General features: G+C 42.9%; 11 protein-coding genes. 8 read left to right on the top strand and 3 right to left on the bottom strand.

The genetic code is table 11. The features are described from left to right. Nucleotides 1-221: 221 nt before the first annotated feature. Entirely contained in the window at nucleotides 222-1439 is a 1218-nt protein-coding gene (gene sstT / locus ADH92_RS07475) for a serine/threonine transporter SstT (RefSeq protein ID WP_049497985.1), read from the bottom strand. Nucleotides 1440-1576: 137 nt separating this feature from the next. Here sstT and ADH92_RS07470 point away from each other — a divergent pair, with 137 nt between their 5' ends. After that, entirely contained in the window at nucleotides 1577-2425 is an 849-nt protein-coding gene (locus tag ADH92_RS07470; RefSeq protein ID WP_049497984.1) for a mechanosensitive ion channel family protein, read from the top strand. Nucleotides 2426-2863: 438 nt separating this feature from the next. Here ADH92_RS07470 and ADH92_RS07465 read toward each other — a convergent pair whose 3' ends face one another. After that, nucleotides 2864-3181, bottom strand: a complete 318-nt coding sequence (locus ADH92_RS07465) for a hypothetical protein (RefSeq protein WP_049490820.1) — start codon at nucleotides 3179-3181, stop codon at nucleotides 2864-2866. A 281-nt stretch (nucleotides 3182-3462) separates the two neighbouring features. After that, nucleotides 3463-4809: an NADP-specific glutamate dehydrogenase gene (gdhA, locus tag ADH92_RS07460; RefSeq protein ID WP_049497983.1), complete on the bottom strand. Its 1347-nt coding sequence runs from the start codon at nucleotides 4807-4809 to the stop codon at nucleotides 3463-3465. 299 nt (nucleotides 4810-5108) lie between these two features. On the opposite strand from gdhA, the gene ADH92_RS07455 reads away from it, so the two are divergent. From ADH92_RS07455 to ADH92_RS07425, 7 genes are all read left to right on the top strand, one after another. Then, nucleotides 5109-6044, top strand: a complete 936-nt coding sequence (locus tag ADH92_RS07455) for a dihydroorotate oxidase (protein WP_003016837.1) — start codon at nucleotides 5109-5111, stop codon at nucleotides 6042-6044. A 275-nt stretch (nucleotides 6045-6319) separates the two neighbouring features. Beyond that, nucleotides 6320-6676, top strand: coding sequence for a hypothetical protein (locus ADH92_RS07450; RefSeq protein ID WP_049497982.1), 357 nt, complete (start codon nucleotides 6320-6322; stop codon nucleotides 6674-6676). 275 nt (nucleotides 6677-6951) lie between these two features. Further along, a complete protein-coding gene (gene msrB, locus ADH92_RS07445) occupies nucleotides 6952-7887 on the top strand; it encodes a peptide-methionine (R)-S-oxide reductase MsrB (protein ID WP_049497981.1) in 936 nt (311 codons plus the stop codon). A gap of 384 nt (nucleotides 7888-8271) precedes the next feature. Then, complete coding sequence (locus ADH92_RS07440) at nucleotides 8272-9159, top strand: helix-turn-helix domain-containing protein (RefSeq protein WP_229042329.1); 888 nt, start codon at nucleotides 8272-8274, stop codon at nucleotides 9157-9159. A gap of 196 nt (nucleotides 9160-9355) precedes the next feature. Next, nucleotides 9356-9559 carry a hypothetical protein gene (locus ADH92_RS07435; RefSeq protein ID WP_080976912.1) on the top strand — a complete coding sequence of 68 codons (204 nt, stop codon included), beginning with the start codon at nucleotides 9356-9358 and terminating at the stop codon, nucleotides 9557-9559. 193 nt (nucleotides 9560-9752) lie between these two features. Further along, nucleotides 9753-11096, top strand: a complete 1344-nt coding sequence (locus ADH92_RS07430) for a CapA family protein (protein ID WP_049497980.1) — start codon at nucleotides 9753-9755, stop codon at nucleotides 11094-11096. Between the two features lie 3 nt (nucleotides 11097-11099). Then, nucleotides 11100-12764 carry a MutS-related protein gene (locus ADH92_RS07425; protein ID WP_049497979.1) on the top strand — a complete coding sequence of 555 codons (1665 nt, stop codon included), beginning with the start codon at nucleotides 11100-11102 and terminating at the stop codon, nucleotides 12762-12764. Nucleotides 12765-12770 lie beyond the last annotated feature (6 nt).

The following is a 12770-nucleotide window of genomic DNA, read 5'->3' as shown; positions in this document are numbered from 1 at the left end:
TCCTTAGGTGAGTACGGACGTCAGCGAACTTCGAAGAAGTTCCATGACTAATTATTGAGCCTAGGGTCTCAATAATTCCGAGTGCCTGAAACACAATTGTTTCAGGCACTTTTCTCACGGCGGAAAGTTTCGGTATGTTCATGATTCATTTTAAAAGTTAGAATTCATTTTTATTTCTTGGTAGAATCATTTAACTTACTTTATTTTTCATATCAGAGCTATTAATAGCGTTTTTCTTTTGGCCAGCTACTCATTTCGGCGATGGCAGTGAAGAGCACATCTGTTGAAGAGTTGAGGGCTGTTTCGCAAGAGTCTTGGATGACCCCGATGATAAAGCCGACGCTGACTACTTGCATGGCCAAATCATTGGTGATGCCAAAGAGGCTACAAGCAACAGGGATGAGAAGGAGAGATCCTCCCGCAACTCCAGATGCTCCACAAGCAGAGATAGCCGCTACCACGCTCAGGATGAGCGCCGTACCAAAGTCAACTTGAATGTGCAAGGTATTGGCAGCAGCGAGCGTCAAAATATTGATTGTCACGGCTGCACCTGCCATGTTTACAGTTGAACCAAGTGGAATGGAGACAGAATAGGTGTCCGGGTTCAGGCCCAACTCTTCACAGAGACGCATATTGACAGGGATGTTGGCTGCAGAACTTCGAGTGAAGAAGGCTGTTACCCCACTGACACGGAGGCATTTAAAAACAAGGGGATAAGGATTCTTTCGGATCATGAAAAAGACGATCAATGGATTGATGACCAGGGCTACAAATGCCATGGTACCAACCAAAACAAGTAAGAGAATCCCGTAGTTACTAAGGGCACTGAGTCCTTGGCCAGCGATGGTCGTAAAGACCAAGCCTAAGATCCCAAATGGAGCTAGGTTGATAATCCACTCGACAATTTTTGAAGTGATGTCTGCCAGAGTTTGGAGGAGGTCTTTACTATGTTCACTCGCCTCTCTCATGGCGATCCCAAAGACAGTTGCCCAAGAAAGGATTCCAATGTAGTTGGCTTGCTGCAAGGCATTGACCGGGTTGTCGACGATCTTGAGCAAGAGGTTACTGATCACTTCGCCAATCCCGTTTGGAGAGGATCCTTCAGCAGCCTTTCCAGTTAGGGTAATGGTGATCGGGAAAATGTAATTGACCAAAACAGCGACGAAGGCAGCTGCAAAGGTTCCTAGGAGATAGAGGGCGATGACCTTTTTCATATTGGTCTCTGTCCCCTTTTGGTGTTGGGAGAGAGCGTTTGCAACGAGTGCAAAGACCAGAAGGGGTGCGATTGCACGGAGTCCCCCAACAAAGAACTCTCCTAAGAGTCCAATGCCAGTTGCTTTCGGAAAGAGAAGTGCTAGGATAACACCAAGTACAATACCGATTGCGATCCTTTTCATAAGGTTGGTTTTATTCCAAGTGGTAATCAATCGATGAATCATGTGAGACCTCCTTAAAAAATAATTAAGGAATATTATACGATAGTTAGGGGGGAAAAGCAATGAAATTTTTAAAAAATAGCCTTATTTCCGAATATTTGATATAATCATACTATTCTTTGTTAGAAAGGCCCGAATAAATGAGTCAAGCTTTCCAACGTTATTTCAGTAAAATAGACTGGACAAATATTTTTGATGATCTGATATCAAAATGTATCTCTCTGATTTTTGTCTTCCTCTTATTTTTTATCGCTAAAAAGGTCATCCATAGCCTGGTCAAGCGGATATTAACCCCTTCCTTTAAGTATACGGTGCAGGATGAAGCCCGTAAAAATACGATTCTCCGCTTGGTTGAGAGCCTCTTAAACTATTGTTTGTATTTCATCTTGATCTACTGGATTTTGTCGATTCTAGGTCTTCCGGTCTCTAGTCTTTTGGCTGGTGCTGGGATTGCTGGGGTGGCGATTGGGATGGGAGCCCAGGGCTTTCTTTCCGATTTGGTCAATGGTTTCTTTATCCTTTTAGAACGCCAGCTGGATGTGGGTGACAATGTTCGTCTCACGAATGGGTCTATTAATATTGCTGGGATTGTCAGCAGTGTCGGTATTCGAACGACCCAGGTGCGGGACTTTGATGGGACTCTCCACTTTGTTCCGAATCGCAACATCACTGTCGTCAGCAATCTCTCACGTGGCGATATGCGCGTGCTGATCGATATTCCACTAGATGCAAATACCGATCTCGACAAGATCTATCAGGTGATTGCTCAGGTCAATCAGTCTGAACAAGACAAACACCCAGAAGTGTTGACAGATCCTACGATTTTAGGCCCACAGATCGAAAAAAATGGTCGTTATTCCTTCCGCATCGCGATGACTGCGCAAAATGGAACCCAGACGACTGTTTATCATACCTACTATAAACTCTACCATGATGCCTTGATGGAAGCAGGGATTAGCCTACCGACAGGAAAGAACGGGATCATGTAATAAGAAAAGCTCAGAAATTAGAATGTAGATAAGATACTCTTAGAAACTTTCCTTAGGTGAGAACGGACGTCAGCGAACTTCGATGAAGTTCCATGACTTAGTTTTGAGCCTGAGGTCTCAAAACTCCCGAGTGCCTGAAACGATATTGTTTCAGGCACTTTTCTCACAGCGGAAAGTTTAAGTAGACGATTGAATCATTCTATCGAATAAAATTTATTTATGAACCAATTTTTTATATTTTTTAACACAAAAAAGAGGCTGGGACAAAAGTCCTAGTCTCTCAATTATTTTTGTATTGTCGAGCAAGACGCAGTGGTTGAGTGGGCTATACTACGCTGATTTCATCAGCTTTTACAGCCCTACTCAACTGTGCGGAGGTGGGACGACGAAATCGAATTCTAACGAATTACCGATTTCTGTCCCACTCTCTTTTTTGGTCTATTTTAAGTGGCAGTATTTGAAGTCCAGCTTTTTAATCTGGTCCCAATTTTTTCGAGCTTCTGGTGGCAAGACGATGAGTTGCTTGCGCAGCATAGTCGTGATTTCGAGATTTAAGGATTCGATGGGGAGGGCAATGGCTACTGAACTTTTTGCCCTTTGGATCTTGTCCATGCAATATTCAATATGATGGCAAGCTGCGCCGGTCTGTGATTGACGGCTAGCTGCGATTTCTTGTCGCATATTGGAGAGTAATTGGACCAATTCAGACTTAAGGAATTCGATCGTATCTGATTTTTCTTGAGCTAAAAGAAACATAAGCACACCTCCTTTTGCTATAGTTTAATACTAATTTATTTAAAATGCAAGGGGGTAAAGTAAAAAAAATAAAATTTTTTTAGAAAAAGATACAGAAAAAGAGATGGCTCAAATCTCTCATCACTAATGATGGTTAAGATTCCTTTCTTTAAAAATGACTGTCTTCCCTTGAGACCAATTGTCCTTAAAGAGATCAGTAGCTACAAAAAACTCCTGAAACAGACTAGTTTCAGGAGTTGAGAGGCTTTGACCCGAAGGTCTCAAAGAAAAATATCGATTGATTATACAAGACCTTGTGCAATCATCGCGTTTGCGACATTTTCAAAGGCAGCGATGTTGGCACCTGCAAGGTAATCTTTACCAAGTCCGTAAGTTTCTGCAGTTGTTTTAGCAGTGTTGAAGATGTTGGTCATGATGTCTTTCAAACGTCCGTCCACTTCTTCGCGTGTCCATGAAAGACGTTGGCTGTTTTGGCTCATTTCAAGAGCAGATACAGCAACCCCACCAGCATTGGCCGCTTTAGCAGGTCCGTAAAGGATACCATTTTCTTTGTATACGTTGATGGCATCGATGTTACTTGGCATGTTTGCTCCTTCAGAGACAACTTTCACACCTTGAGCGACCAAACGTTTAGCAGCATCGCCATCGATTTCATTTTGAGTTGCACATGGAAGAGCGATGTCATAGTTAACAGCGTAAGTCCATACAGAACCTTCGTAGTATGTAGCAGTTGGTTTTTCTGCAGCGTACTCAGTCAAACGAGCACGACGTTTTTCTTTCACGTCTGTAAGAAGGTCGAAGTCAATACCGTTTTCGTCGATCACGTAACCATTTGAATCAGATACAGAGATAACAGTTGCACCAAGTTCAGTAGCTTTTTGAAGAGCGTATTGGGCAACGTTACCAGAACCTGAGATCACGACTTTCTTACCAGCAAAGCTGTCGCCGTTGGCTTTGAGCATTTCTTCAGTATAATAAACCAAACCATAACCAGTTGCTTCTGGACGAATCAAGCTTCCACCGAAACCAAGAGGTTTACCAGTCAAGACACCAGCATCGAATTGGCGAAGGCGTTTGTATTGACCGTAAAGGTATCCGATTTCACGTCCACCAACCCCGATATCACCAGCTGGGACATCAAGAGAAGGACCGATGTGCTTTTGCAATTCAGTCATGAAGCTTTGGCAGAAACGCATCACTTCAGCGTCAGTTTTTCCTTTAGGATCGAAGTCAGATCCACCTTTACCACCACCGATAGGAAGACCAGTCAAGACGTTTTTGAAGATTTGTTCAAATCCGAGGAATTTCAAGATCCCTTGGTTAACAGTTGGATGGAAACGAAGACCACCTTTGTAAGGACCTACAGCAGAGTTGAATTGAACACGGTATCCACGGTTTACTTGGATGTTTCCTTCACGGTCAACCCAAGGAACACGGAAGGAAATCACGCGTTCAGGTTCTGTAATACGAGCTAAAATGTTTTCTTCGATGTATTCAGGGTGTTTTTCAAAAACAGGTTCCAAAGTGCTGAGGAACTCTTCAACAGCTTGAAGGAATTCAGCTTCGTGGCCGTTGCGAGCTTTTACAGTTTCGAAAGTGCTTTGGATATATTCTTTAGCAGTTGTCATGTTAATTCTCCTTTTTGAATGAAACGAAAACCAGCAAACCCGCTAGGGGAGTGGCTTTGAGACAGTTGACAAACAATGTCATGTTTTTTTACATGGATCATTATAGCAGACTTTTTTTGGCTTGTAAAGAAAAAAGTTGAATTTTCTGAAAATTTTATCGCGACTAGGAAAGTCCGAATGTTTGGAAGAATTTTTAGCTTTGATTGTCCGGAAGCTTCCAAGTGATGGTATAATGAAAGAAGAAAATAGAGAGCATCCCGAACGATTCTGTTGGTGGTGTTTCAAAAAAGGAGTACAAGATGGTATCGACAAAAACGCAAATTGCTGGTTTTGAATTTGACAACTGCTTGATGAATGCGGCAGGTGTAGCCTGTATGACCACTGAGGAATTAGAAGAAGTGAAGAACTCAGCTGCTGGGACCTTTGTGACCAAGACAGCGACCTTAGAATTCCGTGCTGGTAATCCAGAGCCACGCTACCAAGATGTGCCGCTTGGTTCGATCAATTCGATGGGGCTACCTAACCAAGGGTTGGACTATTATTTGAATTACTTATTGGAGTTGCAAGAAACGGATCCAGATCGGACCTTCTTCTTATCTCTCGTCGGCATGTCTCCTGAGGAAACCCATACCATCTTGAAAAAGGTGCAAGACAGTGATTTTAAAGGCTTGACAGAGTTGAACCTATCTTGTCCCAATGTCCCTGGGAAACCTCAGATTGCCTATGATTTTGATACGACAGATCGGATCTTGTCTGAGGTCTTTGCCTATTTCACCAAACCTCTAGGGATCAAGTTACCCCCTTATTTTGATATCGTTCATTTTGATCAAGCAGCAGCGATCTTTAACAAATACCCGCTCAAGTTTGTCAATTGCGTCAATTCGATCGGAAATGGCCTCTACATTGAGGATGAATCCGTGGTGATTCGTCCGAAGAACGGATTTGGCGGGATTGGTGGAGAATACATCAAGCCAACGGCTCTCGCCAATGTCCATGCCTTTTACCAACGTCTGAACCCAGAAATTCAGATTGTGGGGACAGGTGGTGTCTTGACTGGTCGCGATGCTTTTGAGCATATCCTTTGTGGGGCTAGTATGGTGCAAATCGGAACGACGCTGCATAAAGAAGGAGTAGGAGCTTTTGACCGCATCACTGCGGAGCTCAAAGCTATCATGGAAGAAAAAGGCTACCAAAGCCTAGAAGACTTCCGTGGGAAATTGCACTACATTGACTAATCTTTCGAAAAACTTCCTCAAGTGGAAACTTGGGGAAGTTTTTTATGAGAGTGGGACAGAAATCGGTAATTCGTTAGAATTCGATTTCGTCGTCCCACCTCCGCACAGTTGAGTAGGGCTGTAAAAGCTGATGAAATCAGCGTAGTAGACCCACTCAACCACTGCGTCTTGCTCGACAATCTAGAAACAATTGAGAGGCTAGGACTTTTGTCCCAGCCTCATTCTGTTCCTAGTTTTAGGAATTTTCCATTTTTATAGAGAGAAAAAGGTGTACAATGGAGGTGAAAAGGAAGGTGATTTCTATGGAAGAAAGGGACGTGATTCAAGAGGCAAGGACGACGATCACCCTTCTTCAAACAGCCTTTTCTAAGGGATTCACCCCTAGTCCAGATGCCCTTCGATTTCGAGAAAATCTAGATCAGATGTTGAAAGGCTTACGAAAGGCTAGGCGGGTAGACAATCGTCTGTTGATTGAGTTGGAAAAGTTTTATCAGACCGCCAGTTTATTGATTGGTCTGGGCGGGCTAGTATTGAACGAAGAAGCCTTTCAAGCTTGGCGAGCTTATGATCACTGGCATTACGAGGTTGTGAAGCCTCAGTTACAGGTCTATGGACCGACGGTGCTTTTGTAGTTGATACTAGCCTGGTGCTTGTTCACAGATATTCAGAGGAGGTGTTGGTCATGGTAGTCCTTCATGATTTTCTACATCAGTTAACCCTATCGTTTTGGAATTTCTATTACTCACTCTTTTTCTTATTTGAAAAATAAGAAGGATTGAATCCCTTTTACATGTAGTAGAAGGGATTTTTGATGCAGAATCCTTGAAAATATGAGGCTCTTGGATTATGATGGAGCTAATAGATAAGAAGTGTTCCTTTTAGGGAATGCGGAAAGCGAGGAAGAAAGATGGCAGAGATTTATCTAGCAGGTGGCTGTTTTTGGGGTTTAGAGGAATATTTTTCACGGATCCCCGGTGTAGAACAGACGACGGTAGGCTATGCCAATGGCCAGGTAGAAACGACCAATTACCAACTGATCAAGGAAACGGATCATGCAGAGACAGTTCAGGTTATCTACGATCCAGACAAGATCACTCTACGCGCAATTCTGCTCTACTATTTCCGTGTGATCGATCCCTTGTCCGTTAACAAACAGGGAAATGATCGAGGTCGCCAATATCGGACGGGTGTCTATTATACAGATGAAGGAGAACGTGAGGTGATCGCCCAAGTGTTTGCGGAAGAAGAGAAGCAACTGGGCAACAAAATAGCGGTTGAACTAGAACCTTTGCGCCACTACATCCTAGCTGAGGACTACCACCAAGACTACCTCAAGAAGAATCCTGGAGGCTATTGCCATATCGATGTGACAGATGCTGAGCAGCCCTTGATTGATCCAGCAGCTTATCAGAAGCCAGATCAAGAAATCCTAAAGGCGAAACTGACAGCAGAGCAGTACCAAGTCACTCAAGAAAGCGCGACAGAACGTCCTTTCCACAATGCCTATGATCTGACCTTTGAAGAGGGCATCTATGTGGATATTACGACGGGGGAACCTCTCTTTTTTGCCAAGGATAAGTTTGCTTCTGGTTGTGGCTGGCCAAGTTTCTCTCGTCCTATTACCAAAGACGTCGTCCACTATTACCAGGACCATAGCCACGGAATGGAGCGGATCGAAGTTCGTTCCCGCTCAGGCAATGCCCATCTCGGCCATGTCTTCACCGATGGACCAAAAGACCAAGGAGGTCTTCGCTATTGTATCAATTCGGCCTCTCTGCGCTTTATTCCAAAAGAGGAAATGGAGCAAGAAGGCTATGGTTATTTGTTAAAAGCTTTGAAATAATAGAAAAAGCATCTTAGAAACTTTCCTTAGGTGAGTACGGACGTCAGCGAACTTCATAGAAGTTCCATGACTTAGTTTTGGACCTAAGGTTCCAAAACTCCCGAGTGCCTGAAACATCATTGTTTCAGGCACTTTTCTCACATCGGAAAGTTTCAGTAGATGCTTGCATCAGTTGAAAATTGTGATGATGTTTTCTGCAATACCACTTGGGTTGCCTTAGGTAAGAAAAAAATCCACATTCTGAGAGACAGAAGCCACTTTTATAAATAAGGAGCATGATTTTCAAGTTAGGGTGCTTTTTAAGGAAAATATGAAAAGGTTTTCGTTATTCTAACAAAGTATGTGTTAAAATTAGTATAAGATGTAATTAGTAGAGATGTACTGATGATGAAAGATTTAAAAAAAGAGATTGGGAAAAAAATAAAATCTACACGACTAGATAGAAAATCTACACAAGCAGATATTTGCGATGATGAAACTGAATTGACTATTCGGCAATTAGCCCGAATTGAGAATGGTCAGGCTATGCCCACTGTACCCAAATTAATATATTTAGCGAAAAAACTGAATGTCGAAGTTCAGTATTTTGTTGATATTGACAAAATTGAAATACCAAAAGATTATCTAAGGTTAAAGAAAGAATTGGTAGATAGTCCGACCTATGCGGATCGAGAACGAATTGAGCGGAAACAAGCGATTTTAGAAGAAATTGGGGAATGTTACTACGATCTTCTTCCAGAGGATGAACAATTACTTATAGATGTGATTCAAGCGCGTCTAGATATTTATAATAGTTCTGATGTGAGATATGGTTTTGCTCTTTTAGAAGAATACTTTCAACAAATCTTAAAGAAAACAATTTATACGGTTAATGATTTGTTAATTATTGAACTCTACTTTTTTTGCTGTGCTGTAGGATTAGAAGATAAAAGGTATTTTCAGGAGTTGGCTGATAAAGTAATGCTTGACATAGATTATAGGGACAAGGAATACCTGACACAGTTGGAAAAAATATTGCTTGTTTTGCTAGCTCAGTTGGAAGAAAAATGTACGCTTAAATATATTCAAACTTTCGAAGATGTAATTGATAAGACGAGACATGTTTATTACAAACCTCTTATTTATATGTTTAAAGCAAAATATATGCTCCATGTGGAAAAGAGCAAGGAGAAATCTGAGGAGTTGTATGGAAAGGCAATTACATTTGCTGAATTATTGGATGATGAAGTGCTGGTACAAAGATTATTAGAAGAAAAAAAGAACGATTTTTAGCAACCCGACGTTTAAGTCATGTTGCTTTTTTCATTTTATGTTAGACTGAAATCATAAAAAAGGCAAAGATATCAGAAAACTTTATTTCCTACAGTAGGATATATAACTGTTTGTTGAATCGGTATATTTTGGATGTTGTAGGACGATCTTTTAGTTGATTCATTTCCCAAACATTCGTTTTAGAGAAAAGGAGTTTATGATGAAAAATAGAAATTTATGGCGAACGATTTTTGCGCTTTCGGCTATGGTAACTCTGATTGGATTAGGATTTATTGCCTATAATCATTTTGTATTTCATCAACCTTTTATGAATCGGACGACAAAAGGGTTGCTTTCGGCTTTTTTCCTAAGTCTTGTCATGGTTGCGATTAGCTTGTCCAAATCAAACGATAAGAAGTGATTTGTGACCATTTATATGAATCAATCAACTGTGCAAGAGCAGGACGATGAAGCGTTTCTAAACAATGGCGCTTCTGTCCTGCTCTCTTTTTTCTCTTCTTAAAAATTGTGATACAATGAAGAGAAAGTATTTCAATGACAGCTCAATTTGTTGGCGGATCATTGGAGAAACTGGATATGAAGAAGAGGTAGAAATGATAGAGAAGTGGGAGAATGTGAAAGGGACCATCAAAACGATGGGAAAAGAGTTGTCAGCGGCCTTTGATTGGGCTTTTGATCGTCTCTTTTCAAGGATTGAGCTGACCAATGAACAGTTTGTCTATGTGCTCTTGTCCATTGTTTTTATCGTGGCCAATGCCATCTTGTGGGTGCAAAAGTTCCAAGGCTTTCCGATCACCGCAACGGAACGGCCAGAGGTTGTGTACAAGGCCAAAACACCGGCTGATCAGATTCCTCATACAGCTCGGATCATGGCCAATGGAGATCAGCTCTATCATGATCTGGTCTATATGAGTGCACAAAAGGAAGACGGAAGCTATGATTTTCATGAAAATTATGAGTATGTCAAACCCTGGCTACAAAAAGCGGATCTAGCCTTGGGCGATTTTGAGGGAACCATTAACCCGGATTACTATTTGTCAGGTTATCCTCTCTTTAATGCGCCGAGCGAAGTCGTACCAGCCATCAAGGATGCTGGTTATGATGTCATGGATTTGGGACATAACCATATCTTGGATTCAGGCCTAGATGGGGTCTATTCGACAGCCAAGGCCTTTGAAGATGCAGGCATCACACCTGTCGGTGTCTACACGCATGAAAAGAGAGGGCAAGCTCCCTTGGTGATCAAGGAAGTGAATGGCATCAAGATTGCTATTCTAGCCTATGCTTACGGCTTTAATGGGATGGAAACGACGCTCACTCCAGAGGAGCAAGCAGATGTCTTGTCTGATTTGGATGAAGAGCGGATGAAGGCGGAGATCCAAAAGGCAGAGCAAGAGGCTGATATCACCATTGTCATGCCCCAGATGGGAATCGAATACCAGTTGGAGCCGACAGAAGAGCAAAAAGAGCTCTATCATAAGATGGTTTCTTGGGGAGCTGATATTGTCTTTGGTGGACATCCTCATGTTGTAGAGCCTGCTGAAGTGGTCAATAAAGATGGTCAAAACAAGCTCATCATCTACTCGATGGGGAATTTCCTTTCTAATCAGCGTCTGGAAACCATGGGGGACGTGGAGACTGCCCAGTGGACAGAGCGAGGAGTCTTGATGGATGTGACCATCGAAAAGGTCGGCCGCAAGACAAAGATTAAGACGGCTACTGCTCATCCAACCTGGGTTAGTCGAACTCCGAAGGGGACCTATTCTCCTGAAGGCTATGAGTTGTACAAGTACCAGACCTATATTTTGGAAGATTTTATCCAGGGTGGCAAATACCGCGACAAGCTGGATGAGGAGACCAAGGAGAGAGTGGACACGGCTTACCGAGAAATGAAGGAACATGTTCACTTGGACTGGCCTCAGAGTGGAAAGGAATAGAGCATGGAAGGAAATGTGAACTGGATTCCGCTTGGGATTCTAGGATTGATGGTGGTGATTTGGGCAACCAAATTTCTGACGGCCATCCGCCTCAAGCAAAAGCTGAAAAAAGCTTGGGATGGAGCACCTTTCTTTCGTAAGAAAGACACGGAAGAAAGTTTGATAGACAGTCTGGCTTATCCAGCTAAGGGAAGGACGATCGATAGCCAAGTGGATGATCAGACCTGGCATGATTTGGCTTTGGATGCGGTCTTTGATCAGCTCAATTACACCCAATCGAGCCTTGGGGCAGAAGCTCTCTATCAAAAAATGCGCCTGCTGGAATTCCAGCCTCAGGATCAGCTTCATGACTTAGAAGCCTTCTTTGAAGAGCATCCTGATTTGCGGCTCAAGGTCCAGGTCATTTTCAACCAACTGGGCAAGAAGAACCACAATATGGCGCGTAGCATTGTCGCAAATCCTGGCAAGCATTATGCAGGTTTGCCCCTCTATATAGCCTTGGCCTGTCTTCCAATCCTCTGTCTCTTTGCCATCCCCTTTGAGCCAGTCGGTGCCATTACCCTCTTGGTGATCAGTGTGGTCTTTAATATTGTCTTTTCGAGTTTGCGCAATTGGTCCAATAAAATCCGTCTGGATAATGTTAGCTATCTGGTCCGCATCTTTGCTTCGGCAGAACGCTTGAGCCATCTAGCCTTGCCACAACAAGAAGAACTAAAGCAAGCGGTCAAACCCTTTAAGAAAACGCGGATCCTTGCCAGTGTCTTGCAGAGTCCAACGGGGACCTCTGAGATGGAAATTGTTCTCCTCTACCTCAACGTCCTCTTTTTACTCCCGCAGATCGCTCAGGTTTATATTTACAATCAGGTGAAGGCTCATCAAAAAGAGGCCCAGAAACTTCTGGATCTGCTAGGGGAGATGGAAGTCGCTATTAGTCTCTTGCGCCATAAGCGGGATCTAGAAGTGGTCTGTCAGCCAGTCTTTACAGAGACGGGTGGGATTGAAGGTGAGACGCTCTATCATCCCTTGCTGTCTAATCCGATTGCGAATGATGTGCATTTTCAGAAAAATATGGTCATCAGTGGGGACAATGCCTCCGGGAAATCGACCTACCTGAAAACTGTCGCCATCAATGCCATTCTGGCTCAAGGGTTAGGCTTTGCCTATGGAGAAAAATTAGCCCTTCCCTATGGTCATGTGCTAACGGCTATGGATGTGAGCGATGACATTGAAGTTGGAGATAGTTACTTCATCACCGAAAGTAAAGCTATTTTACGTATGATTCAGCATCTGAAAAAGCCTGGTTTTCACTATTTCTTTATTGACGAGCTCTTTAAGGGGACCAATACCATCGAGCGGATCGGATCAGGCCTTGGGATTGTCCGCTGGTTAGCTGCCCAAAACTGTCTCTACATGATTTCCAGCCATGATATTGAGCTGGTCGCAGCCTCCGGTGAAGTCAATGATAATTACCATTTTGACAGTCGCTATGTGGATGGCAAGATCGTCTTTGACTACCAGATCAAGCCAGGGTCAGCCGTAACCAAGAATGCGGTCAATACGCTAGAAAGCCTACATTATCCAGAGGAGATCACGCAAACAGCCAAGGACTTGATTGACCAGTATGAAGTGACGGGCCACTGGTCTTTGAAAGAAATTAAAAAAGAATGAAAATGA

The organism is Streptococcus parasanguinis, from assembly GCF_001073155.1.
GTDB classification, from domain to species: domain Bacteria; phylum Bacillota; class Bacilli; order Lactobacillales; family Streptococcaceae; genus Streptococcus; species Streptococcus parasanguinis_D.
Note: the sequence above shows the minus strand (reverse complement) of the source record. Positions and strands in the feature narration are given on the sequence as shown.

Bases quoted from the DNA above. Each gene is read 5' to 3' on its own strand.
- sstT (WP_049497985.1), bottom strand. From the start codon at position 1,439: ATGATTCATCGATTGATTACCACTTGGAATAAAACCAACCTTATGAAA.
- ADH92_RS07470 (WP_049497984.1), top strand. From the start codon at position 1,577: ATGAGTCAAGCTTTCCAACGTTATTTCAGTAAAATAGACTGGACAAAT.
- ADH92_RS07465 (WP_049490820.1), bottom strand. From the start codon at position 3,181: ATGTTTCTTTTAGCTCAAGAAAAATCAGATACGATCGAATTCCTTAAG.
- gdhA (WP_049497983.1), bottom strand. From the start codon at position 4,809: ATGACAACTGCTAAAGAATATATCCAAAGCACTTTCGAAACTGTAAAA.
- ADH92_RS07455 (WP_003016837.1), top strand. From the start codon at position 5,109: ATGGTATCGACAAAAACGCAAATTGCTGGTTTTGAATTTGACAACTGC.
- ADH92_RS07450 (WP_049497982.1), top strand. From the start codon at position 6,320: ATGGAGGTGAAAAGGAAGGTGATTTCTATGGAAGAAAGGGACGTGATT.
- msrB (WP_049497981.1), top strand. From the start codon at position 6,952: ATGGCAGAGATTTATCTAGCAGGTGGCTGTTTTTGGGGTTTAGAGGAA.
- ADH92_RS07440 (WP_229042329.1), top strand. From the start codon at position 8,272: ATGATGAAAGATTTAAAAAAAGAGATTGGGAAAAAAATAAAATCTACA.
- ADH92_RS07435 (WP_080976912.1), top strand. From the start codon at position 9,356: ATGATGAAAAATAGAAATTTATGGCGAACGATTTTTGCGCTTTCGGCT.
- ADH92_RS07430 (WP_049497980.1), top strand. From the start codon at position 9,753: ATGATAGAGAAGTGGGAGAATGTGAAAGGGACCATCAAAACGATGGGA.
- ADH92_RS07425 (WP_049497979.1), top strand. From the start codon at position 11,100: ATGGAAGGAAATGTGAACTGGATTCCGCTTGGGATTCTAGGATTGATG.